A 22,917-nucleotide genomic window follows, 5' to 3' on the forward strand; every position below is an offset into this window, starting at 1 on the left:
GCGGCCAATCCCGCGAAGGTATGAAAATTTGCGCTCGGTGATTTACAATGGCCTAAGCGCTAATCTTGATCGTTGGCTCGAACCCCTTCCCCGGTTTTTGATCGTAGATCACCAAAGGCAGATCGGCTTTGGGCATTCGAGAGCGACCCGTTTCGACAGCCGCGGAAGCCGGAAGAACAGGAAATACGTTGATAGTCGCATCCTCGCCGTGGTGGGCCTTGATCCGATCAAAGAGCCTGCGAAGGTGAGTCTTATAGATTGCAAGATCGTCCTGTCTTCGCATGATGTCGTTATGAGGATCCTCTGCCGTGATCGACCAGATTGCAGCGTTATCGCCCAGAACCGAGCGAATTCTCTGATCATCTACGGTCGCGCTGAGCGCCAGCTTGAGGGCGACTGGTACGTCCTTCGGCCCAGAGTACTCGCCAATTTTGAAATTTATCGACGGCTGGTGGAGTTGCCATTTCCAAGTAGATGGCTCGCGATATTTTTGGTGAACACACACGGGCATGATGTCACCCAGCAATGTACCGAGCTCAATGAGAAGAGGCTGCGGAGCAAGCGCAAACACACTCAACTGAAGGATCTCCTTCTGCTCTATCCGCTCCTTCACCTTGCGTTGAAACTGACGATGCAGATGCGCGCTTTGCATGCCCCAAAATCCCGGTTCATCATCCTTGATTTCGGAATTTAGCTCGATGTCGATGGTTCGTCGCTCCGCCGGATGTCTGTCGGGAGGCATAGCGGCAAAGATGGCTTTGGTGGAAACCAGCGAGTCCATCTGGCCGATAGTTGCCGCGAAACGGAGCACATGAGCTGCGCGGTCAGAGTCCATATCTGTAACAGTCTCGATCCGCTCTTCGTGCTCGCGCTTCATTGCCACGAGCGTTTCTTCCGGATAGTCGTCCACGTGATCTACGTCGATTTCCTTGTGATGGACGGGACACATTAGCATCAGGTTGCTGATGTCGCGGGCGAGAAGTGGCGAACGGACTTTGTCACCCCTCGGACCATTCTCGCTATCTGCCACAATATGCGCGATGAAACCGAACTTTCCGTCTTCCTTGCCAGCGATTAGATCCCCGACAAGGAGCTTGTTGCATCCTGAAAATTCACATCGACCCGCCGCCAAAGCCCACAATTGGGTCTGAATCTTGGCCGGGATGTTTGAACTAGACAATTTTCTGCTCCATTTTTGAATAGTGCCGCCACAGCGAGTTACGATGGGATGGTCAGTCGAGGACCCAACCAATTTCAGGCTACCGAATGATGCTAGTGTTCCGGCAGTTGCCAACCCTCGCCAAATTCAGCTTCTGAAACTTCATCCGCAATTATCAACTGGCCGGCCTCGGGCAATTGGCCACGTTGAAACGTGGTAATAGTAGCCTGAATCGAGGCGTTGGCGATTAGACGGACGATAACCAACGCCGCAAACGAAGGTCCGCTGTTTTCTACCATATCCGTCATCGCGGCCACGTCGATCTCGCTAGGTATTGGTGGGAATGTCGGGTGCGAGTGCCACTCGCCAAGATAGTCAACCCGTCCAGCGCGACCGCTATTCTCCAGCAAGATCCGATCCATCTGTTGTGAGTGGGGCTCAGGTAAACTATCGAAACGCTCTCGTGTCCCTGCCTCAAGATCGACGGTTAAACCGACGAGATCAAATTTTCCCGGAGCTGTCTGTTCTGCAACCAACCACCCGCCGATCTCGCGGTTGCCGCCCTTCTTGAGGTGGGTCTGCAGTTTAGCAAGCTGCGAGCGTGAGACTGTGAGGCTAAGCGTCATCTTGTACTCCAAGGTGAGTCATGACGCGTTCAACGCCCTCTTCTGCACAACTAGTGCTGCCCTTTTCCCATCCTTCGTGAGGAGCGAAAATAACTGGGTGGGTGTCGAAGGGATGATCAAAGATCCAACCTTTGCGCAGCCCGACAAAGTAGGCAGGTTCCGGATGAACTCTCATCTCTGTGATTGCCAGGGCGTCTAGGGCGTGACGTGCCAGCCTATTGGCAATGACACCCACATCGCCGTCAGAAGCGAAGAGGGGTTCATCGTCGTCATCACCTTGCACCCCGTAATTGTGCTCGCGGCCCTCTGGCGGTGCCATACCTTTCTCGTCGCACCATGCTCGCAATTGAGTTGCAGCGGTCAGTGGTGGCGGATCTTCAGACGGGATACTTCGTGCAATCAATCCTCCGAGCCCTCCCGCGTAGACTCGTCCCCAAACGAGGGGTTTACGCTTCTGCGTGCAAATGGCCGCTGCCATTCGAAACACTCCGCTATCAGCCGTCGTATCTATGACGAGATCACAAGTGCTGATGATCTCGCTCAACTGAGCAATATGCTGGACAGCGGATTGAGACGTCAGACTCATACCCAAAGCACCGACTTTTACTGCCGGATTTATTCGCAACAATCTGTGCCTTAGAGAAACTGCCTTGTGATGCCCCACATCCATTTCATCGAGTTCGTTTCGAACCAAGTTGTCGGACCAAAGAACATCATTATCCAGCAACATGAAATGACCGACGCCTTCGCGCGCAAGACTGGCGGCCACTTTTGATCCCAGCGAACCTGCGCCAATGATGCAGATGCTAGATTCTCGAAACATCTTCCCGTGGAGTCGGCGTTCTCTAGCCTTCGGCGGTTCAAAGGTATGAAACAGGTCAATCTTTCGTTTCGATCCGTTGTGCCGAACGCGCAGCAATACCTCTCGCCTACCATTTGACATGACAACCAACATGTCGCCGGCGTCTTCTACCCATTTACGGAGCCATGAAGGCAGGTACTGGTACAGGAGCCCCTTCAGCTCTTCGGGATGCAGATCTGGAATTTGTCGAATATCGGGCAATCGATATAGGACCCCAGGGACCACCCTTCCCCCAAATCCCGCACCATCAATCGGCACCCGTAAACCAGAATCCAGCCCGATGCTCGCGATGCGAGCAACAAGAACTTCAGAACCCCCAACCCGGCGCTCCAAAGTCATATGAATATCGGTTGCGTGTCCGGCAAGGCGCAACCTTAAAAGCCGTGCGGTGTCAGGCGGTAGCATGAAGCGCCGGGAGCACCCCGAGAGCAACGAAGGTAAGTCGGCTGGATGAGCGCTTTCCACGTCTGAGAAAGCATCGTCCTTTGGGGTTGCCTCGAGAAGTGCTTTGGCACTCCGGACCACATCCGTGCTTTTGCAGTCGGGGTGCCAGTTATCCGGTCTATACTGAAGGCATAGTTCGCCACCCTCGCCATACTGGTGCTGGGATAGCCGGACCGAGCTGTCGGCTGGAAGTACAAATGGTGGCAGATCTGGAAAAAGTGCTGGGAAAACCAGCCGCAATGGAATGCGACGCTCCCCGGCGAGCAGAACAAACGACCAAGTCAGCAGGCCATCGGCGTTTTTGCTGAATTGGGGTTCTTCCAGCCAATCTGATGCCGCGGCTAGGTCAGCGAGCTCTTCACACTCACGGATTAGCCGCGCTTCGCCGACTGTGAAGTCCATCAACCAAAACCTTTTGGCTCCGTCGGCCTCCGATCCTCACCACCAAAGACGAGACCGGGCGCAGAAGCCCCGGCTGCAGCGGCAGGAGCAACGGATGCCGCACGTGACCCCGCAGATGTCGCTACCCTCGAGCGCGCACCTTCAACGAGGGTGCTTCCAAGATTTCGTGAGAGCTCGTTTAGAACAATATTTGTGTCGCTGAACCTTTGAACGGCACCAAAATCCGTTCGAGCAGCCTCCAGCCACTTGAAGAAGGATTCCCGGCGCCCGGGAAATTTTTCCCACCTATCCGCAAAATTCTCTGAAGGGTCCGTAGGGTTGGCGATCCATGACACCCCATTCCGCTCTTCGATCGCGAGATGCATATCCCTCAGAATCTTGGCAATTGCATCCGATACCCTTGCTTCGCCTGCATACGCATGGGTCGAGAGCGTCGTGAGGATCACACTGATAACCTTCAGGTCCTTATCCCGCGCCGCGAACCACTCATCTCTGTGACGTTTCAAAATCATGATGGATGACTGGAGAGGTGTTCTTACCCGAAATACCGGGACGTCCTCCACACTCGCTGTCACTTTGCCTTGGGCGTCCAGGATTGCCCTTCTACGTTCGTTCAGTTGTTCGATCTGCCTTGACTTGAACCATGCGGCAAAGCCCCTGGGATTGCTCGTGCGCCAATCATCCGTAATGACATGGTAAGTTTCAGCCTTATCGCTGTCGGTGATGGCGATCGCACCTTCCGCAAGCGCTTGATCCGCGAGGTAAGTAGAAAGGATCGCGCGCATATTTGCCTCGTCTGGAACCGCCGGCAACACGTCCATGTGAAATTGCGCACCATCGGCGTAGATCAAGGTGCAGCACCTTCTAGACTCACCTACCTCGTTTTTGATCCCTCGCGCATCGCGATACGCCTCGAGCTCAGCCAGCAGATGAGCGCGGAGATCTGCCTGGGTAATCTGCGCTTTTGTCAGAGACCGGAAAGAAACAACGATGTCGAGATCGTAGTCTTCGTTCTTTGACGTCGGCTTGATCGGCGTGCCGAGCGCGAACGAGCCTTGAATATAGACATCGGGATCATGGTCACGAACCTTGGACTCATCGCGATGCAAGAACTCGCCAAGGTCCTTGTAGCGTCGTTCGGCTTGATCAAAGCGATCTTGTGGCACTGCCAATTCTTCAGCAAGTTTTTCAATCGCGACGTTATAGCCAAAACCTATGTTCGAACTCGTGTTCATCATCAACTTCCTAACTCAATCGACCTCAACTTAAAGATGTTCGTTTGGCCCCGACTTTTCAACCTTTTTGCGGAACCGTATTTGCAGATTTTCTATGGCTCTTCAGCCCGTATGCTCTTGATTTTACGTTCGTCTTGGCTGGCGGCAATGGCATCGCTAACGATTGGCACACCCGAGACCCGCTGCTCTCGTTGATCGACAGCAGCTCGATACCCTCGTCGGGGTGCTGTTCGATTAGCATCTGTCCTCGAAACCCGATGCGGCCCCATTCCCGCACGAGACATGCGCCGCCAAAGAGTTCTGACTGAACGCTCATTCGATAGAAGCGCCGCATGTTGAGAGACGGATCGATCCGCTTGAGATCGATCGTCGTCGGGAACACTTCCATTTGCTGCTTCTTGTCCAACATATTGGGCACTCCTTTCTTGTGCGCCACAATATCAGGTGGACATCCGTGTTTCCACTATGTTCTAATTTTTCCCGACTCGGGCGAAACATTTCCGCTGCACTCACTCCTAGCATGGCAGAACTGCTGCAGGTTTAGGACTTCGACTGTACTTCGTGTTCTTGAATAGGGCGACAAATGGTAAAGAACATCTGCATATTCTCGGACGGAACCGGCCAGATGGGTGGCGCCAGGCCGGACCAACGGCTGTCGAATGTCTACAAAATGTATCGAGCCATGCGTCCCGGCCCAGATTCACCAATTAGCCCTAAGGACCAAGTGGCTTTTTACGACCCGGGCCTGGGAACAGGAGAACGCGGTGGGTTTTTCGGTCGGATCAAGCCGATCCTGGAAAGCGCCGTCGGAACTGGCATCGACCACAACATCATCGATTGCTACGAGCAGATCATCGCCCATTACGAGCCCGGTGATCGCGTGCTGCTGTTTGGGTTCTCGCGCGGGGCCTACACAGTAAGAGCACTGGCAAACGTTATGAACCTCTGCGGTGTCCCGACGCAGATGCCAGATGGTTCGCCGGTCCCGCGTTACGGCCCCGGATTGCGCAAGATCGCCAAGGACGCTGTAAAATTCGTGTATAATCACGGTGCTGGAAAACCGCGCGGACAAGATCCTTACTTCAAGAACCGTGAAGAGCTCGGCAAACGATTCCGCAAGAAGTATTCGAGCTTTCCCAATGAAGGTGAAGACAACCAAGGCAACGTTCAGCCTACCTTCATCGGGGTCTTCGACACGGTGGCATCACTGCGAACGGCAGTTGTCCGCACCTTGGTCTGGGGCGTCACTTTCGGGGTCGGAGCGGCTTTTGCCGCAGGTGCTGCATTCGGGTGGTCTTGGCTTTTGGTTGTTCCACTCGGCGTCCTACTAGTAGCGCTTCTTTGGCAGCTTGGTTCCCTGTTGCTCGACAACTTCAAATATTTCTCTGACGATCCTGAGCACAAACTGACGCTATGGCACCCAACCGATTGGCCGCAGATTCTCAAGACGGGTCATTTCGCGGCTTGGAACAAGCGCAACTACGACAAGTGGCTTGATCCCGATGTCCAACACGCCCGTCACGCCATGGCGATCGACGAAGACCGTGCTGACTTTCCAAGGGTCGGATGGGCATCCAAGGCGGCCGCGATCGAAACCAAAGATCGAGAGCCGAAGTGGTTGAAGCAGGTCTGGTTCCCGGGCTGCCATAGCGACATCGGCGGAAGCTATCCCGAGGCAGAGTCCCGCCTGAGCGATATCGCCCTCGATTGGATGGTCGACGAATTGAAAGACTGCGTGCCGTCGATCCAGATCAACGAGAACGTCTTGAACCGCGCCCCTGACCCTCTGGGTTTGCAGCACCGCGAAGACGCGTTGGTAGCATTTGGCCCCCTCCGCATCCGCTGGAAGAAGGGAATTCGCGCAGTTGGCGACGACTTCCCGCTCCATCCTTCAGTCGAAGAGCGCATGCGAGCCAAGGCCGTCGCCCAGTGTGGCGAGGTTAAGCCCTACCGACCTGCCCAGTTGAAAGAGCGACGCGACTTGAAATTCTACTACGACGAATAGGGGACTAGTCGACGGCGCTCACCCTCCCAACAATTCCTCGATGAAATCCTCCTGCCGGTCGAGCGCCGCCTCCCATTCCTTCGGCACCGCAGCTTCCCGCTCGAGCGTCTCGGGCTCGGGCTGCCCGCGCCCGGCCTCCAACGCCATCACGCTCATCGCCCGCGCCTCGCGCCGCTGCGATCTATCCCGGACAGGCGCGCGGTCGGCTGGTTTCGCCTGCTCGTCTGCGCCGGTCTCGTCACCACCATCGCCGCCCCAAGGTCCCACGCCTTGCACGCTCGGCGGATAGGGGAACGGCTTGCCCTCCTGGCGTGTCAACATCTCCTTGAAGAACGGATCGTCGTAATACTTGATCCGGCTCGCCTTGATCGGATGCTGGGGCGAGGCGAGGATGATCACCTCGTCGGGGTCCATCAGGCGCGCTTCGGTCTCGGAAAGCAGCGGTCGCTCTTCCAGCCGCGCCGAGGTCGAGGTCGCGCCAAGGAACCCCTTGTTGCGACCATACATCCGGGTCACGGCCTCGCGGGTGGTACTGCCGACGGCTGCGGAGACCTCCTTCACGGTGCGCTGGTCGCGTGGCGTGATGTAGAGCTTCAACCCTGCACCGTTCTCGAGACTTTCACGGCCCTCGGGCCCGTAGATCCGGTCGAGCGAGGCCAGCGACTGCGCAATCATCGCGACGCGGCCACCATAGCTTGCCAGCGAATGAATCGCGCGCTCCAGATAGGGCATCGCCCCCATCTGCTGGAATTCGTCGATCATCATCATGACCGGCCAGGGTTCGTCCGGACCCGGTTCGTTGAGCCGGATCGAGGCGATGAGATCGGCGAACATAAGGCGCAGGAGCGGGGCGAGGGTGGCGATGTGATCCTCGGACACCGCGATATAAAGCGACTGCGGGGTCTTGCGGAAGGTCGAGAAATCGAAGTCGCTCGCCTCGGTGGCCGAGCGCACCGCCGGGTTGTCCCATTGCTTGAGACCGGCGGTCATCAGCGCCTGGATGTTCGAGGTCAGCAGCCGCGATGAGGCCGAGGCGGCGTTGGTCCAGAGCTCGCGCAGGATGTCTTCCTCGGCCTCGTCTGCATAGGTCTTGTACTGGGCGTTCTTGTATTCGCCCCCGGCGACGATCTTGTTCACCTCGCCAAGGTTCGGCGTGCCGCGCTGGATCGCCAGTAGGCAGGCCGCAACAAAGATCGACTTGCCAGCCTCGGAGAAGGTGTCGAGGGTCTTGTTGTCCTTGTCGAGGAAGAGGTCGGCCAGGATCGAGACCTCGGTGAAGCGCTGCGCGAAGCTCGGGGCCTTCGCGATCCGCGCAAGCGGGTTGTAGCGGTGCGTGGCGTTGGCCCAGTCGAAGGGGCTGAAGCGATAGACCTCGTCGCCGTTGAGCGCCCGCAGCCGCGCGGTCTTCTCGAAGTTCTCACCCTTCACGTCGAGCACCACGACCGAGCCCGCGAAGCTCAGAAGGTTCGGGATCACGAAACCCACACCCTTACCGGCACGGGTCGGCGCGACCATCATCACATGCGGGATCATCGTCGAGGAGATGAACTCCGCCTTCGAAGTCGGCGCGCCAAGCTTGCCGCAGACAAAGCCCTTGCCGGGGGCCTGAAGCATGTCGTTCTTCTTCAGCTCCGCCTTGGTCTGCCAATGCGCCGATCCGTAATCGTCTCTCTCCTTTTTCCACGTCCAGGCGAGAGCGAGGACACCGAGGCCGATGGAACTGAGCCCGACGGCACCGAAGCCTACCTTGAAGGCCTCGGGATGCGCCGCGCGGGTGCCGGCGCTGGCCTTCCAGAGCGCCAACATGTCGAAACTCTGGAACCCGGTTTTCAGAGCCAGGGTCAGGTAGAAGGCGGCGACGATGGTGCCGATGACGGCGCCGCAGATCACACCGAAAAGAAGTGCTGCCCAGAGGGGAAGTGTCTTGGTCATGGTGGTCATCCCCCCTCAGAATTCCATCTCGTCATCGAGACCGCGGTCCCGACCGAGATCGCGACCCAGCTCCTGCGCCTCCTGCTGGCCGCGCAACCGCGCGACCTCGGTCGCCTTATCCTGCTGCAATCCGGCGGCGCGGTCGGTGAAGACCTGGTCACCCGTTTCCTCAAACGTCATTTCAAGGAACTCTTGCGTGACGGTGATCTGGTCGAGCTTGCTCGGCAGGGCCGCGTCCAGCACCTCGTAGTTGCCACGGCGAAGCTCGGCCAGGCCCTCCTCACCCAACTCCTTGAAGAGCTCGGATTGCAGGGTCCGCTCGACCGTCTCTTCCTGTTCCTCGGTAAGCTTGCCGTCCCGCAACATGTCGGCGAGGTCCTGCAGGTAGGGATTGGGCGTCCGGTCATCCTCGTCGATGAGGGGCAACGTCGCCTCCTCCTCGTCCGCGAGGGTCCGGCCGATCTCGACGCCCATTTCCTTGGCGCGTTCCATCAGCGCGTCCATCACGCTGTCGACCTTTTCTAGGGCTGCATCCAGTTGGTCATCATTGGCCGTCTCGACGCTGAGACCGTCCTTGGCCAGCACCGCGTTCATGTCCCGCTCGACCCAGTCCTGCGCCATGCCGTAGTTCCGCGTGCCGCCCGCAGCAATCCGAGCCACCAGCTCCTCGCTGTCCATGCCCACCTCCTCGGCGCGCTCGAGCACGTCGCGCAGCCCTTCGTCATTGCCGGACTGCAGCGCGGCGATCAGCACCTCGCTGCCCGCCCCCGGCGGATAGGGTTCCTCCAGCTGCTTGCCAAACCGCGCGCGCAGTTCCGGGTCCGGCACCATCTGCGAGAGATCCGCGATGATCGGCGCGGCCTTGGCCTCGAACGCGGCGCGCTCGGCCGGGTCCAGTTCGTCGGCCTTGAGCCTGAGCGCCTCGATCGTGCGCTCGGAATAGTCGATCGCATCACCGACGGTCTTGATGTCCTTCATGTCTATCTCTCCTTCGGTGAAAGTCCACGGCGTGCCGGAGCCAAGCCCGTCCGCCAAGCCGCGTACGGCACGTGCCATGTGACGCTGGTCCATCCGGTCCAGCAGGTCGGCGAGGTTCTTGTAGTCCTTGGCGAAGCCCACCACCTGCGCCTGCGCGATGGCGGATTCCTGGGCTGTCATGACGATCTCGCGCGGCAGGCGAGCCTCTTCCTTGGCGCGGTAAATCTCTTCGATCCCGGCGGGCTTCTCGAAGATGCCGCGCTCGAGCCGGGTGGTGGCGTCGAGCATGACGCCATAGCGCTCTGCGATCTCAGCCTGCTTCTCGCGCATCAGCTGAGGCGACATCACGCCTTCGGCCCAACAGGAAAACCAGGTGCCGTTTTCGACGCCGCGATTGTTCAGGATGATGTGCGCGTGCTTGTGCGCCCGGTCGTCATGGACCGCGAGAAGATAGTCCCACTGGTCGCCGTATTCGCCGCTCTCGAAGAAATGCTCGGTCCAGTCCATCGCGATGTCGCGGACCTGATCGACCGTCACGTCAGTCGGGAACGAGAGCAGCATGTGCGAGGTGAAACCGAGCTTGGTCGAGCCGCGCCAGGTCCCGGCCCAGTCCTCGATGATGTCCTCTTTCTGCTCTTCAGAAAGCACTGCCGCATCGGTCAGGGCATTGGTCATCGTCGAGTAGGTGTAGACCGCCTTGTCGTTGATGTAGGAAATCTGCGCCCCGAGCGAAGCACGCGTCTTGCAGCCTCCAGCCCGGATACGCTTGAACACCGCCGCACGGCTCTGACCCGAGGCCGCCTTCAGCGCGTTGCGCGCCGACATGGATCCGACACGCGCGAAACTCCGCCCCTGCCGACGCCCCGCCAGCCGCGCGTCGATCCGCGCCGCGGCCTGACCCCGGACGCGCTCATCCTCCCAGAGCCGCCCCATGACCGAGGTATAGAGGGCGAGCGGATCAGCCATTCCTGACGAGCCTCAATCCGCGCTCGATCGTGCGCAGGCCATCCTCCAGAACCGCGCTCTCCGCCCCCTGCCCTTCTTCCTTTTGCGGCCACTCCTGACGACGCAGCGCCTGCGCCGCATCCTTCATCCGGCCCATCTCACGGCTCATGGATTGCGCAAGATCGAGCAGTTCGATCAGCACCGCGCGATCCGCCTCCGAGACCTCCAGCCGACCGCGATGGACCGCCTTGGCGAGCACCAATCCGGCGTCGCTCACGTCCTTCGCCTGACGCCACGCGGCGCAGAATTCAGCGACCAGATCACGGGGTACATCGAGAAATCCGCACCGTCCGCGCAGCACCGCATTGAGCGCCTGTGACCGGTTGGCATAGCCCCGCGCGCGCCACTCCGCATCGAAGGCTTCCAGCTCGGATCGGCTTGCCCGGAACGCCACCGTCTCGCTCGGATCGGGCACCGCGATCCCCTCGCCCGCCTCCTCTTTCGCGAGCCGGTTCACGTGGCGCGGGGAGATGCCGAACGCCGCCGCCAACTCCTTCGCGCTCTCGCCCGCCGCGAAGCGCCGCGCGACTTCGATGCGCTCTTCAAGCTTCAGGTTTTTCGCTGGCCTCGGCACGGGTCAGACCCCTCGGACAAAATGTGCAAACATTGGCCATATCCTGCCAACGTCTTCCTTCTCTCCTTCGCTTATACTTCAATAAATCACATTGCACAATATTACGTTTTGCATACCATGTCTTTTTGCAGGCATTGGACGCCGTCAAGACCCCGCGTCGCGGCGCGGCATGGTACGCCACCGTCCTCATCGATGCGTGGCAAACTGGTCGAAAAAATCTGCTGAAACTTGTGTTCAAGACGCACGTGACGAAAGACAAACCGAACGCCTGAGCCGGTCACGGATCGGCGCCAGGAGCACGAAAACGACCCGCGCGGGATGGCGCGGATCACACCCTCTGAGGGCGGCACGAGGCTTCAAAGGAACAGCGTCAGCCCCCTGCGGATCCGAAGACCCGCAGGGGTATCTGGGTCAGTGACCCAGTCCCAGAGAGCGCAGGTCGTCGTAGCGGCTGCGGGCGATCAGAGCCTCGGTCTCGAGGCTGTCGAGGGTCTCGGGATGGGCGTCTTTATCGAAGGCGGCGAGGTAGGCATCGAAGGCCATGTCGGCTTGCAGCTCGGCGAGGTCGATGGATTGTTCGAGTGTCATGATGTGATCCTTTCCGTTGATCGTCGTTGGACGGATCGTGGAAAAGACCGGGGGCATGAGAGCGGGCTGCACCCGGCACGGGGCGGAATGAAATGGAGCACGCCGGGGGCAGGTTTGTTGTGAGCGGTGCACCGCAGCGCTCAAGGCGCAGCCGTCCAGAAACCTGCCCCCGGCGTTGCCGACCGCTCGACCCCGGGCTAGCGATCTCTAAGGCCAACAGGTCGACGGAAAGGCGCGCGACGGCGACACTGGCGTGAGGCGTTGCCCTTGGATGCATGGCGTTGATTTGATAATTCTTCGCTCGCGGCCAACGATGTGTTTTCTGGCCCCAGGACATCTGCGGCAGGGACGCGGTGACGGCGGGAAATACCATGTGCGTTTCACTCGGCGGGCAGACCAGCAATTCTTGCGGCAGTACGGCCAGAGGTGGGCGTCATGTGGAAGAACACACTTCTGATTTGGCGGTCCGGAGCGCAATGGAGCGCCTCATCATCTGGAAAGATCTCAATGCAGGTGCCAAGGTCTGTGTCATGGCCAGACAAAAATCAATCGACCCGCAGAGACGCGCTGAGTTCAAAGAAGTCGCGCGCGAGATCATCGGCAAAGATCGTGCCGCTAAGAAGTACGGCTACTCGCAAAACACGATTGGTGAGATTGAGCGAGCATTGAAGCAAGCGTTTCTCGACGGAGTGGCTGCGGGTGCAGGGATCGCCCCAGAGCCAATCAAATCCGGTTTGACTTGGGAACAGGTGCCGCCTCGTCCACGCGAGACGCTTGCTTCATTGTCCTTCGGTTTCAGCAGGCGACTTGGAACCACGACAATTCTACCGAGGGCGATCCATCGTTTTCTCAAAGATGGAAAGTACCGATGGAGCTTCGAAACGGGCGAAGGCGTGCCTGGGGATCGTTCCATCGCAGACGGATCCGCGCGTCCATTGATCGACCTCGGATTGCTTGCAGAAGACCCAAACTGCGCAAATCGCTTCGAGCTGACTTCTGCCGGCGTCGAGCTTTGCCAAGACTATTGGCGACGTTCCGATGCCGATGATCCAACACTGCCCAAGATCAGCTTGCGACCCATGTGACGTCATCTACGTCGCCAACGAAGGCGCTCAGTGTCCGCGAGAATTCTCCGGCACTCCTGGAACGGTGTCTCTGGTCTCAAATAGCGAAGCTGTTGGAACCATCACATCAGGCCGGGGACTGCGGCCCATTTGGGGATGACCGGATTTTGGTCGAGACCTTCCAATCGCCTCGACGCGAGGTAAAGCCAGACCGCCGGAGCGGTCTGGCCGTTGGCTTAGGCGGCGTCTTTCGGGCCCCAGGGGATAACGGCCTGCAGGGACAGATCGTCTTGGTTTGCGGCCTTGCCGAGGTTCGCGTTGAAGCCGTGGTCGCGGATGTTCAGCGTGTAGTAGTCAGCGCCGGTCTCCTTGTTCTGCTTCTTCCAGATGCCGCCGCACTCGACCAGCTTGCCGCGCGGGGAGCGGCCGAGGACGCGGTGCGTGGGGGCCATCGGGTTTGTGCTCGCGACGGGTTCGACCGTGATGTCGAGGTCGAAGGTCAGGGTCGAGATGGAGCCGATGCCCTTGGCGGTTTCGATGTCGGCGCTGGTGAATTTGATGCAGTTCGTGGTCATTGCTCTTCTCCTTGTTTGCGTTGCAATGATGGTCACCTTGCAGCTGGCCAAGGCCCGGCCACACCGAAGGCGAAGCGCAGCGGAGAGGGGCAGGCGCCGGTCTTTTTGATCCGCGAGGAATGGCCCGCAGGGGCAGGGGAAAAAGATCGGCGACAACCTTTGTGGACGGGACGACAGCTGCGACCAGCATGTCATGCAACTCAGACAAAGGGAGAAGTGCGGCGGCCACGGAGGAACCTGGGTGAACAGCCGAGGGAGATGCTGCGGGGGGCGGTGTCTTCTCTGTCCTCTTGCCCCGATTCGCACTCGGACGATTCAGAGCTTTGCCCGACCCTGCCTTACGTGCCGCGACGGCTGGTTTCTGTAGCAGCGCGATGTGTGTTGTCTGGTAGAGCAGCAGGGATACCGTCGAAGAATCGATACCGTGCTCTGCCCACTCGGATTTCGAACGAACCCTCTACGGCAGCCCGACAACTTGCGATTTGCGCATCACGACCATCGCCGGCCTGATGCCAGCTGCTGCCAACGCAATCCGGCGGTCGCCGAACACCGTTTGCGACCCATGATGCCGGGGCAGAACAGCATATCCAGCAAAGCGAGGAACAACACCGGCCGAGACGCGGGGTACGAGATCACTGATGTGACACGCCTGCCCCAGCGACCGTTACCGAATAGCCGAGATGAAGCGTTGCCACGACCATGCGACGGCTGGGCGGGCTGGCTCCGGAGGAGACTGCCCGGCCAGCGGCACGGCGCAGGGAGAGGCGGCGTTTCAGCTCGGGGAGGGCGGCTGCCTGCAGCCGGCCGAGTAGGGCGCGGTCCTGACCAAAGGGCAGGAGGGGCCAAATTCATCAAGACCTAACCATCACACGAAGGACTCGGTTGGCCGCGAAGGAAACTGGGTGAACCGCCGGTGGAGTTCCTGCGGTTTGACGGTAGTGCTTCGAGCTAGGCCTTTGCCGTTGTATATCCGACATGTTGCAAAGAACTAAGCCGACCCTGTCCGCAATTGCACAGCCTTCAGCTCAGAGGACTACACGTGCATGAGGCATCGGCAGTGGATAAGTAAGGGCAGTCCGGCCCCGGCCGCAAAACGCCCTCCGCAGTGGCGCGGCCCAACGCAACATCTTGACCGCGCTCAGTCAGCTCGAGCACCCGATTATCGTCGTATTGGCCCAGCCGCACCAAGCCGAAGGACTCCAGTGAGCAGGCGGTCGAATTGAGTTCGTCTCGTGTGGCTGCAAGCGCAATTAATCGGAGCCAATCCAAAAGGACGAATTCATGCATACGGTAGCTCGGAGCCCGCTCGAGCGCCCGCAAAACAGCCAAAGCTCGATGCGTTTCTTTGATGGCTTCAATCGGCGCGACATTGTTCGATGTCATAAAGGATTCACGCCCATCACCAAATCCGTCTCCTTCATGCAGCTCGGTTATTGGCCCGATCTTGAAGAACCATCAGACGAGCCATTAGGTCATCGAAAGCGATGGAGTCTGACTGAAGCAGCCCCGCTTCCTGCATTTTCTGGTAGTCTTGGGCCAGCGCCTCAAGGGCCACCCCTTCTGGGATCAGGCAAAGCGACCCCGAGACGGCATCGGCATAGTTAATCGTCGCGCCCGCACGATCGGTTTCGCGGAAAAAGTGCTGTTTGTGCTTCGCAACATCCTGGGCAAGCGGCTTATCCTCCAGCGCCCGAGCAGCGATACCCACAGCCTGCAAGCGATCCAGATCGTACCAGTGACGCGCATAGCGGTCGCCGCCTCGAAACGCACCCCGCAAGCAATAGGCATGGATAGCTGTCGCCTTTTCCCAAAACGTCCGTTCGGCCATCATCACACGAGGCGTGGCGATCGGCATGAGCAACTCAGGTAGTGCTTGGGAGAGGTCACAAATTACTTCGTGACGTTGTGCCGGCTCTCCTGTGGACCTGGCACCAAATTCCAACAAGACCGAGGATCGAACATATCCGCTGCCGCTGCGCACCGCGTCGTAGTCCAGATAAATTTTGTCACCTTCTACACGGATTTCTGCCGGGAGCGCCGCTGCCTTGACCTTGTCCGACAAAATGGGGGCCACTTTTGACGCCACCCACTCGCCCAAGCGATCCCGAACGGCTTCGGTCCATTTCTGAGCTTGCGAGCGGCTTGGCGGATATGGATCTTCAGGATCCTTGATCAGATCGGGAATGATCTGCCTGATGTCATATGTCAGGTCGACATCTTCTGAGAACCGGTCAATCGCCTTATAGACCTTGGAAAGCGACGTTCCGCCCTTGAACACCAAGTGTTCGCCAAGGTCACTGTCGAACAAGGCGTTAAGGACCCAAACGACCCAAATGTCTTTTTCTAACAGGTCCGCGGGCCGCCCCAGTTTCGAGGCGGCCACTTCCAGCGCGTCGATCTTGTCTTCGCGCGACAGCGAAAAATAGGTTTGGCTTTCGGTCATTGCAATGACGCAAGCGCGCTAAGTTCCTTGGCCATCCAAGTTGGCGCAGAGGCTCGAAGGCTCAGAAGCTCGCGCTTCTCCTCTTCGTTCAACGTCGCTTTGATACGCCTCAAAGCCTGGGCAGCTTCAGACTTGCCGAAATAGGCGAGCGCCCGAAAGGCGTGCCCGGCGCGGCTGTTGGGCGCACGAAGCTGCCAGCTCGGCACATGTTTAAGCTCGACGCTTTGCGCTCCGAGCTTCAGATGGCGGCTCGGCCCGGAGGTCCAAAAAACTTGACGGGATGGATTCTGCGTCGAAATGCCGAGCAGGTTCGCTGCCGATGCTCCGCTTTGCGATACGCGTTCGCCGGTTGATTTCGCAATGTGCTCAACCACGGCCTCAACCGAGGGCGCCCGGTTCCCGAAGCGGGTTTTCACAGGCAAAGCGAACAATCCGCGCTTCACACGCATGAGCTCCCCGCGCCGAACCAACCGCGACAACGCCTGGTCCACCGCGGCACGCTCTCCAAGGTGCAACAACTCCCGCGCCGACAGGGTCGCACCCTCCGGCAGCGCTTCAGCATAGGCCTTGATCGCTTGAGATGTGGTTTGCATGTTCGCCTCCTAGTGTCAGATATATAGATTAGTTTCTGACAGTTTTCAAGCTGAGGCTTGCGCGGCTCACGCTGGTTAAGAAAAGACCACAACATTAAGCAGCTCACCTGTAGTACTCGGGCATAAAGAGGCGCTTCTTGACGATCGGAAATCATGACCAACCGGGTTTACACGGCTGGTCGACATAAGCGGCCCAGAATGGTCACTACTGAATGTTCAGCATTGCTGTGCAGCTTCCTGAAAGGTCCCGTCGGCCGCAGCCATCACGACCTCGTCTTCGGCCATCCATTTGTTGGTGATCAGAAACCTGCGGACCGCGTCGGGGGCCTCGGAATAGAGCACAAGCGCGAGGCTCTCTTCAGCCCGCGTGCAGGTAACGTATAGCAAACGGCGGGTGCGCTCGATCGTGGTTTCTTCGCCCTGTTCCGCCTTTTTCTGAGAGGCTGGGGACAGGCGCTTTACGTCAAACAGCGTCTCGTAGGAGGCAAGGCCCTTGAAGCGTGTGTGGGCGTCATCAGCGATCACCATGACCCGTGGAAATTCGAGCCCCTTGACCCCTTGGTGGGTGCCATATGGGCTGCGGTCTTCGACATAGGCGAGGTAACGCGCCACTTGGGAAAACGGCGCCTTAAGCGCTTGCGTCCAAGCCCCAGTGATAGCGGTCTCGGCGGGCGGTGTGGCCTCGGGCGTAGTCAGGTCCAGCTCGGCAAGGATGTCGGCCATGTCTTGGGCCATGGGACTGTCGTCAGGCAAACACGGCCGAAGCTGGTCAGGGATCGGGAACAACCGGTGCTCGGCCACGACCGCTAACACTTCGGCACAACTCGGGTCCCGTTCGTCCTTGAATAGCGTCATCAGCGCTGCGACGCCCGCCCGCGCCGCGTCGAGGCCAGTAGCCTGGCCTCCGCGCCCCGTCCGGATACCTCTCTTATCGACCAGCGGTGAGCCGTCGCGCAGCACTGCCATCGCGGCAAAGGCATCCCCATTCCTTTGTGCCGTCACCAAAGGCAAGACCCGGTGGGTGAAAAGCCGCATCGCGGGCAAGGTGCCATCGCGAAACCCGTCCTTGAGCTTGTCGGGTTTGCTCAGGGGCTCAAACAGCTCACTAAAGCCAAGACGCGCGGCGGCCATGTGACGCTCGATCGTGAGGGTCTTGATCGCCTCCGCGTTCTGCCACGCGGGGTCTCCGGTGACGCGGGCCATCTCCACGCAGGTTGAAACTTCAAAGGTTGCTCGATCCGTGCCTTCACTCGGCGCAAGAAAAACACGCACGGTGCCACCCGGTTTATCTTCGCGCGCCCGCTGCTGGCGGCCATCTTCATCGCGCCGGATCGAATTCGCCAGGTCCACGATCCGCTTGCGGCTGCGGTGGTTCATCTGTTTGGCCGGTTGCGCAAAATCCCCCACTCGCTGGTCAAGATCGCGCAAACCATCAGTATAAATGCGCTGCATCGTGTCCCCGAGCAGCCCTAGGACGATGCGACCGCGATGGCGCGCCTCGAATGTCAAAAGTGCCTCCATCAACGGTTTCATCGTGTCCTGGCTCTCGTCGATCAGGATGAACGGATAGCGTGCCAAGACGATGTTCTGGAACGTCTCGCTTTCAGTCAGGAAATGCGCAGCGAGCGCAATGACCTCGGTATGTTGCAGCGCATCGCGGCCGAAATTGTCCCCCTCGGGCGCATAGGTGAAGGCGCGGATTTCAGCCAGGCGCTCCAGACGCTTCGTCTTGGAGGCCATCTTCTTCTCGCGTTTGTCATGGGCGTCGGTGCCCGAACGGCCCTTCGCATGGGCTGCTTGGATCTCGGCAATCTCTGTCTGCAAGTTGCTCTCTAGCCAGCCCCGAATATCAGCTGAGCGCCCCTCGATGAGCGACCAGGCGAAACTGTGGATAGTCTGCACCTGAAACACCGGATCGGCCTTGATACGGCGTGTGATCTCATCTGCGGCGGCGTTAGTATAGGTGATGACGGCAATCTTGCGGCTGTGTTTGCGCAAGGTGGTCAGGGTCTGTGTGTCCAATCCCTCAAGAGCCTCCTTGAGAGATCGCGTCTTGCCCGACCCCGCCCCGGCAAAGAGAAAGAAGCTGCGCGGCTGATCGAGGGACAGGCACTCGCGAATCGTCGCGTCAGCGCCCGCGTCGCGGGTAGCGTCGGTCATATCTGTCATGCCGCGCCCTCCACGCCCTTTAGCTGGCCCGCGAGCCAGGTAAGGCCGGTGTCGATATATGGCGGCGCGCGCAACGCTTTGATGTCTTTGATGTACAATAGATCCAGTGCGAAGGCGGCCTTTTCCGGTCTTTTTGCCAACCTTTCAAAGAGTGCATTGGCGAGGTCTTCAGGGGCCTGAGCCTCAGCGATGGATTTGGCAAAGGCACGGGTCATAACGCAGGAGAACTCTGTCGCTGCGGCGTCCGTCACGGCTTTGGGGTTGGTCAGAACAAGAGCATCCTCGAAGGTGCTGGGCGTGACGTTCGTGGACACCGAGCCAAGTGTCACGTTTTGCGAGGTTTGATAGCTGACGGCGATGGGGCGGTCAGGGGCCGTGTGACACAGGGCCTTGGGAGGCGAGGCTAACAACGCATCGATCTCTGCCAGCTTGGGGAGCCAGGTTTTTAGTACGTGGTTGGCGGTGGTTTGAGCGGCCCTGCAGCAAGGCTGGACCGATTCTTTGACGACCTTCCCGCCTTTGTTGACCTCTGCCACCGCGTCGAGATCGGTGATGATCAGCGTCGGCACTTCCAGCGCCTCGACCAGAGGCCGCAGCCTATGCGCGTGACTGCCCCCCAGTTCCAAAAAGGACAGATAGGCTGCAGCCAAATCAGGGTAGTGATGCTGGATCAGATGCGGCAGCAGAATCCGCTCCGCAGCACCCTCAATCACGATGATGGCGTCGGCGAAGAATAGATCAAAATGTGTAGTCAGCAGATAGCGCGTCACGAAGCGATGGGTTTCATTGTCCGCACCAAAGAGCCCAGTCATATTCGCCACACTGGCCGTGGGCACAACTCCGTGACTTGGCAGCTCGCGCTTGAAGTAACGCAGCTCCTCAAACGCGGCGGCGTGTGCGATATGGCCCGAATGGGTGCTCACCACCAGCTGAGTGGTAAAGGCCGAGCCCTCCTGCTCCAGATCTTTATGGTTGCGCAGCACCTTGTGTGCCCTAGCCATAAACACCTGCTGCACCTGAACATGCAGGTGCGCCTCCGGTTCCTCGATCAGCACCAGTTGCAGGGGTTCGATACCCTTGTCGTCTGGGGTCACCGCCTTTGACTTGAACTTTCCTACCTGCATCCAGTCATCACGGAAACGCATGAGCTGAAACACCATGGAGATCAGGTTCTGGAAACCCAGGCCGTTGTAGCCTTCTGGCAGTTTCACCCCGGATGTGTCGCCCGAGATGTCGTATTGCACCGCAGCCGGGTGATCGAGCCCGTCAACGGGTTTGATCTGAGTGGCTATGAAGAGTTTCGGATTGTTCAGCCCGCCGGGGTAGCCGAGACTTTCCAGTTCCTTGATAGCATCAGCGAACCCATCCTTGAGCCGGGCATTAAAGGTGGTTTCGGCATCATGGATTGCCTCGAGCGCTTTGACATCGTTCGGCGTGGGGTCCTTTTCGGGGTCGATATGTTTACGGAAATAGGGCTGTATCTGGCTGGCAATCTTGCGGCTAGTCGCGCTCATCGCTTCATCGTCGTCGCCGTTACTGTCCCCTGCGTCTGCGAAACCGCGTTGCGCGTTGATCTCACGAATGTGGATGAGTCCAGCAAAGGGGTTTGAACCGATCCCCTCCGCCAATGGCGGCAGGGGATGCGGCTCCACCGGCCCTGTTGTGGTGAAGCACATGGGATCCAAAAGATAGGCGTTGAGTTCGAATAGGTCCCGCAGTCGTTTGTCCAGAAACTCCCGAAAATCGCGCGGCCAAAGCGCGAACCCTTTGGCCGTTGCGCCGCCGGGTTGCAGCGTTTGAGCGGCCTCTCGTGCAGCCAGGTACTGCGCCTTGATGTCCGACCCGTTCTTTGGCTCAAGTCGCAGGCGTACCCCGAGCAGGCCACCTGTCCAGGTAAGGGTGGGGATCAGATGCGCGACATGGTGAAGTTCTGAGTTGTCTGCGTGGAGCCAGACGTCGATGAACGGAAGCTGGTCTTGGAGCGGGCTGAGATCCGCCTCGGCCTCCGGTGTCCAAGTACCCGCAATCTTTTCGATAGCGGCCCAGTTTGAGGCTGTAACATCACGCGCGTCGATACCGCCCCGATCCTTGAGGAATTTGCGCAGCGCCTTCATGGCCGATGTCTTGCCGCTGTTATTGGCCCCGACGAGCAGAGTTTGTTTGTCCGACATATCCAGACGGGCGCGTCGTAATTTTCGAAAATTGAAAACTTCAATGCGTGTGAGCTTCATAGATTTGGTGTCCCCCTCGCAGGAAATGCTACGATAGTTTCTCTATATATACTCGTCCTGCGGGTGTGTAGCCGTGCTCAACCGTCAGGGTTCTCCCACTATTCACTGTCTGGCTATTCGCTTCGCAGACTCACGGGAGGTGGGGTGGAAATCGCATAGTGGGGCTTCGACTTCTCATCGGCCGCGAGGCGTATCGCCGGAGGCCTTGCCGCTAATAAATGCACGGGGCTTCGCTCAGAAATACTGAAACGATAATCCGAACGGCGGACTTTACGCTCAGCATCGGCAACGCGTTACCCGAAATCGACTTGTGAAGCTTCCGCCACAACCCCAGCATCTTCCAACTGCTCCCGATCGGGAAGATCGCGCAGGGACTCCAACCCGAAGGCGACGAGGAACTGCTCTGTGGTGACGAAGGTGTAGGGAGCGCCGCGCCGAGGCGACCTTGGCCCGGTCCCGATCAGGTCGCGCGCATGCAGCCGCCCGATCAGATCACGGCTGATCTCCTTACCGAAGATGTCCTTCAGCCCGTCGCGTGTGATCGGTTGGTGATAGGCGATGGCGGCCAGGACCGCGACGTCGAATTCGCTCAGGTCCAGCAATTGGTCCCCGATATCTGCCGCCGCGCGGATCGCGGGGCCGTAGGTGGCGCGCGTGCGGAACATCAAGCCCCCGGCGACCTGGGCGATCTCGAAGGCCCGCCCTTCCAGATCGGCGGCAAGGTCCTCGACCAGCAGGTCGACCGAGGCCCCCTGCCCCACCACGCGCGCCAGGTCGTCGCGCGGCACCGGCGAGGCAGAGGCAAAGAGCACCGCCTCGATCCGGCGCATCCATTCCCGCCAGCGCGCCTCCGGCGGCAGGTCGAGCAACTCACGATCCAATTCGGGGTCAGAGCGATCCTTCGCCATCCCTACACTCCGTAGAGCCGGAAGGTGTCGCGCCCGGACAGTTCGCGCACCGCGCCGAGGTCAACCAGCCGGTCGCAGAGCCGCCGCGCGGCGCGATCCGGCAAGGGCAAGGCCGAAGGCGTCACAGCATCGCGGGTCAGGAACATCTCGACCGCGTCGCCCGCCCCCTTGGCCCGCAGCTTGGGTGCGACCGCCTTCAGATGCGCCGCCCGACGCGCGAGGTCGGCAGCATGCCTGGCGGCCTCGATCACTGAAGGGATGATTGCCCGATGAGAGGCCAAGCGAAGGTCATCGCCTTGCTTGCGCAGGTCGGCGCGTTTCAGGCCAGGGGCTAGCAGCGGCACGAGATGATCCCAACCGAGGGCCTGGGCGAGGGCCGCCTCCGCAAGGATCAGCGCCGCAACCTCTGCGCGCGGTGCCGCGCGAAATACTGCCTCGAGCACCATCGCAGCTCGGCCAACGGGCGCCCCCTGACCCGCATCTAGCCAAGTCGCGATCTGGCCTTGCTCGAGGGTCGGCAAGGCTCGGCCCAGAGCCTTGATCGACACCGGCCGCTCCACCGCGCGCCGCCACGCAAGGTAGGTTTCACCGCCCGGTCCGGGAAGATCGCCGGGGCGCAGTAGGTGCACCGCGTCGCGCAGGTCCCCTGCCCTCTCTGGTCGGCCAGAGAACGCGACACAAGCCTCCGCTGCGCGCAGCGCGAGCCGGTCCCGCAACAAGGCTTGGGGCACCTCCGCGCGTCCGAGCACAACATGCAGGTGGTTCAGCGCGGCGCCCGACAAAAATGCAACATCTTCAAGGGTTTCGGCACGGGCAGAGGTGACCCAGGCAGGCATCCGGGGTAACGTGTCGAGGTCGCTGGAATGATCTGGCCGGGCAAAAGTCATGCCTAAAGCCTACATCAGAGCGGCGCTTTCTGCCAGAAAATTGCGCCATAACCGCCCCACCTTGATCTCATTTGTTATGTCCAATAAGTTTGCATTATCGGACATATTAGAATAAGCTGCAGCACAGTCTCAATGTCGCTTTAGTTTCATGGGTGGATTCGGCCGAAATTGCCTCTCTCGTCGAGGAAATTTCCATTTAACCGGTGGACGGACCTCTTGCTCAATCTGTGGACTCGT

Annotated in this window: 18 protein-coding genes and 1 pseudogene; 2 read left to right on the forward strand and 17 right to left on the reverse strand. The window is 59.4% G+C overall.

The genetic code is table 11. The features are described from left to right. Nucleotides 1-52: 52 nt before the first annotated feature. From QQL78_RS19465 to QQL78_RS19485, 5 genes and pseudogenes are all read right to left on the reverse strand, one after another. A complete protein-coding gene (locus QQL78_RS19465) occupies nucleotides 53-1,180 on the reverse strand; it encodes an SAVED domain-containing protein (protein WP_138865836.1) in 1,128 nt (375 codons plus the stop codon). Nucleotides 1,181-1,272: 92 nt separating this feature from the next. Then, nucleotides 1,273-1,785 carry a M67 family metallopeptidase gene (locus tag QQL78_RS19470; RefSeq protein ID WP_284376287.1) on the reverse strand — a complete coding sequence of 171 codons (513 nt, stop codon included), beginning with the start codon at nucleotides 1,783-1,785 and terminating at the stop codon, nucleotides 1,273-1,275. Further along, nucleotides 1,775-3,493, reverse strand: coding sequence for a ThiF family adenylyltransferase (locus QQL78_RS19475; protein WP_138865834.1), 1,719 nt, complete (start codon nucleotides 3,491-3,493; stop codon nucleotides 1,775-1,777). The genes QQL78_RS19470 and QQL78_RS19475 overlap by 11 nt, the downstream gene beginning before the upstream one ends. After that, nucleotides 3,493-4,728, reverse strand: coding sequence for a nucleotidyltransferase domain-containing protein (locus QQL78_RS19480; RefSeq protein WP_138865833.1), 1,236 nt, complete (start codon nucleotides 4,726-4,728; stop codon nucleotides 3,493-3,495). Before QQL78_RS19480 ends, QQL78_RS19475 begins: the two co-directional genes overlap by 1 nt. Before the next feature lie 172 nt (nucleotides 4,729-4,900). Beyond that, a pseudogene (locus tag QQL78_RS19485) lies at nucleotides 4,901-5,137 on the reverse strand (WGR domain-containing protein); the annotation flags it as partial. 174 nt (nucleotides 5,138-5,311) lie between these two features. Here QQL78_RS19485 and QQL78_RS19490 point away from each other — a divergent pair. After that, on the forward strand, nucleotides 5,312-6,733 hold the full coding sequence (locus QQL78_RS19490; RefSeq protein ID WP_138865831.1) for a phospholipase effector Tle1 domain-containing protein: 1,422 nt from the start codon (nucleotides 5,312-5,314) through the stop codon (nucleotides 6,731-6,733). 18 nt (nucleotides 6,734-6,751) lie between these two features. Here QQL78_RS19490 and QQL78_RS19495 read toward each other — a convergent pair whose 3' ends face one another. From QQL78_RS19495 to QQL78_RS19510, 4 genes are all read right to left on the reverse strand, one after another. Beyond that, nucleotides 6,752-8,665, reverse strand: coding sequence for a type IV secretory system conjugative DNA transfer family protein (locus QQL78_RS19495; RefSeq protein WP_284376291.1), 1,914 nt, complete (start codon nucleotides 8,663-8,665; stop codon nucleotides 6,752-6,754). Nucleotides 8,666-8,680: 15 nt separating this feature from the next. Next, nucleotides 8,681-10,609: a relaxase/mobilization nuclease domain-containing protein gene (locus QQL78_RS19500; protein ID WP_284376293.1), complete on the reverse strand. Its 1,929-nt coding sequence runs from the start codon at nucleotides 10,607-10,609 to the stop codon at nucleotides 8,681-8,683. Continuing rightward, nucleotides 10,602-11,222 carry a helix-turn-helix domain-containing protein gene (locus QQL78_RS19505; RefSeq protein ID WP_284376295.1) on the reverse strand — a complete coding sequence of 207 codons (621 nt, stop codon included), beginning with the start codon at nucleotides 11,220-11,222 and terminating at the stop codon, nucleotides 10,602-10,604. Before QQL78_RS19505 ends, QQL78_RS19500 begins: the two co-directional genes overlap by 8 nt. Before the next feature lie 411 nt (nucleotides 11,223-11,633). Further along, nucleotides 11,634-11,810, reverse strand: coding sequence for a hypothetical protein (locus tag QQL78_RS19510; protein ID WP_226562287.1), 177 nt, complete (start codon nucleotides 11,808-11,810; stop codon nucleotides 11,634-11,636). A 476-nt stretch (nucleotides 11,811-12,286) separates the two neighbouring features. Between QQL78_RS19510 and QQL78_RS19515 the strand changes: the two genes are divergently transcribed. Next, the gene (locus QQL78_RS19515) at nucleotides 12,287-12,895 is read left to right on the forward strand and encodes a hypothetical protein (protein ID WP_226562288.1); all 609 of its coding nucleotides are present in this window, start codon (nucleotides 12,287-12,289) and stop codon (nucleotides 12,893-12,895) included. 215 nt (nucleotides 12,896-13,110) lie between these two features. On the opposite strand, the gene QQL78_RS19520 is transcribed toward QQL78_RS19515, so the two are convergent. The 8 genes from QQL78_RS19520 to QQL78_RS19555 all read right to left on the reverse strand — a co-directional run bounded on the left by QQL78_RS19520 (nucleotide 13,111) and on the right by QQL78_RS19555 (nucleotide 22,680). Then, nucleotides 13,111-13,449: a DUF736 domain-containing protein gene (locus QQL78_RS19520; RefSeq protein WP_226562289.1), complete on the reverse strand. Its 339-nt coding sequence runs from the start codon at nucleotides 13,447-13,449 to the stop codon at nucleotides 13,111-13,113. A 1,020-nt stretch (nucleotides 13,450-14,469) separates the two neighbouring features. Next, nucleotides 14,470-14,832: a VpaChn25_0724 family phage protein gene (locus tag QQL78_RS19525; protein ID WP_284376300.1), complete on the reverse strand. Its 363-nt coding sequence runs from the start codon at nucleotides 14,830-14,832 to the stop codon at nucleotides 14,470-14,472. A gap of 34 nt (nucleotides 14,833-14,866) precedes the next feature. After that, a complete protein-coding gene (locus QQL78_RS19530; RefSeq protein WP_284376302.1) occupies nucleotides 14,867-15,892 on the reverse strand; it encodes a nucleotidyl transferase AbiEii/AbiGii toxin family protein in 1,026 nt (341 codons plus the stop codon). After that, nucleotides 15,889-16,485 carry a DUF6088 family protein gene (locus tag QQL78_RS19535; protein ID WP_067627380.1) on the reverse strand — a complete coding sequence of 199 codons (597 nt, stop codon included), beginning with the start codon at nucleotides 16,483-16,485 and terminating at the stop codon, nucleotides 15,889-15,891. The genes QQL78_RS19530 and QQL78_RS19535 overlap by 4 nt, the downstream gene beginning before the upstream one ends. Nucleotides 16,486-16,701: 216 nt before the next feature. Next, nucleotides 16,702-18,654, reverse strand: coding sequence for a UvrD-helicase domain-containing protein (locus QQL78_RS19540; RefSeq protein ID WP_284376312.1), 1,953 nt, complete (start codon nucleotides 18,652-18,654; stop codon nucleotides 16,702-16,704). Beyond that, nucleotides 18,651-20,885: an ATP-dependent nuclease gene (locus QQL78_RS19545; protein ID WP_226562292.1), complete on the reverse strand. Its 2,235-nt coding sequence runs from the start codon at nucleotides 20,883-20,885 to the stop codon at nucleotides 18,651-18,653. Before QQL78_RS19545 ends, QQL78_RS19540 begins: the two co-directional genes overlap by 4 nt. Nucleotides 20,886-21,178: 293 nt before the next feature. After that, the gene (gene scpB, locus QQL78_RS19550; RefSeq protein WP_067625277.1) at nucleotides 21,179-21,793 is read right to left on the reverse strand and encodes an SMC-Scp complex subunit ScpB; all 615 of its coding nucleotides are present in this window, start codon (nucleotides 21,791-21,793) and stop codon (nucleotides 21,179-21,181) included. A 2-nt stretch (nucleotides 21,794-21,795) separates the two neighbouring features. Next, a complete protein-coding gene (locus QQL78_RS19555; RefSeq protein WP_284376319.1) occupies nucleotides 21,796-22,680 on the reverse strand; it encodes a DUF1403 family protein in 885 nt (294 codons plus the stop codon). Between the last annotated feature and the right edge of the window lie 237 nt (nucleotides 22,681-22,917).

Origin of the sequence: Sulfitobacter pacificus (assembly GCF_030159975.1) — a bacterium.
In the GTDB taxonomy this organism is placed as follows: Bacteria; Pseudomonadota; Alphaproteobacteria; order Rhodobacterales; family Rhodobacteraceae; genus Sulfitobacter; species Sulfitobacter pacificus.

Coding starts and splice junctions, on each gene's coding strand:
- QQL78_RS19480 (WP_138865833.1), bottom strand. CDS start 4,728: ATGAACACGAGTTCGAACATAGGTTTTGGCTATAACGTCGCGATTGAA.
- QQL78_RS19510 (WP_226562287.1), bottom strand. CDS start 11,810: ATGACACTCGAACAATCCATCGACCTCGCCGAGCTGCAAGCCGACATG.
- QQL78_RS19490 (WP_138865831.1), top strand. CDS start 5,312: ATGGTAAAGAACATCTGCATATTCTCGGACGGAACCGGCCAGATGGGT.
- QQL78_RS19535 (WP_067627380.1), bottom strand. CDS start 16,485: ATGCAAACCACATCTCAAGCGATCAAGGCCTATGCTGAAGCGCTGCCG.
- QQL78_RS19545 (WP_226562292.1), bottom strand. CDS start 20,885: ATGAAGCTCACACGCATTGAAGTTTTCAATTTTCGAAAATTACGACGC.
- QQL78_RS19475 (WP_138865834.1), bottom strand. CDS start 3,493: ATGGACTTCACAGTCGGCGAAGCGCGGCTAATCCGTGAGTGTGAAGAG.
- QQL78_RS19540 (WP_284376312.1), bottom strand. CDS start 18,654: ATGACAGATATGACCGACGCTACCCGCGACGCGGGCGCTGACGCGACG.
- QQL78_RS19495 (WP_284376291.1), bottom strand. CDS start 8,665: ATGACCAAGACACTTCCCCTCTGGGCAGCACTTCTTTTCGGTGTGATC.
- QQL78_RS19520 (WP_226562289.1), bottom strand. CDS start 13,449: ATGACCACGAACTGCATCAAATTCACCAGCGCCGACATCGAAACCGCC.
- QQL78_RS19500 (WP_284376293.1), bottom strand. CDS start 10,609: ATGGCTGATCCGCTCGCCCTCTATACCTCGGTCATGGGGCGGCTCTGG.
- QQL78_RS19515 (WP_226562288.1), top strand. CDS start 12,287: ATGGAGCGCCTCATCATCTGGAAAGATCTCAATGCAGGTGCCAAGGTC.
- QQL78_RS19470 (WP_284376287.1), bottom strand. CDS start 1,785: ATGACGCTTAGCCTCACAGTCTCACGCTCGCAGCTTGCTAAACTGCAG.
- scpB (WP_067625277.1), bottom strand. CDS start 21,793: ATGGCGAAGGATCGCTCTGACCCCGAATTGGATCGTGAGTTGCTCGAC.
- QQL78_RS19555 (WP_284376319.1), bottom strand. CDS start 22,680: ATGACTTTTGCCCGGCCAGATCATTCCAGCGACCTCGACACGTTACCC.
- QQL78_RS19525 (WP_284376300.1), bottom strand. CDS start 14,832: ATGACATCGAACAATGTCGCGCCGATTGAAGCCATCAAAGAAACGCAT.
- QQL78_RS19530 (WP_284376302.1), bottom strand. CDS start 15,892: ATGACCGAAAGCCAAACCTATTTTTCGCTGTCGCGCGAAGACAAGATC.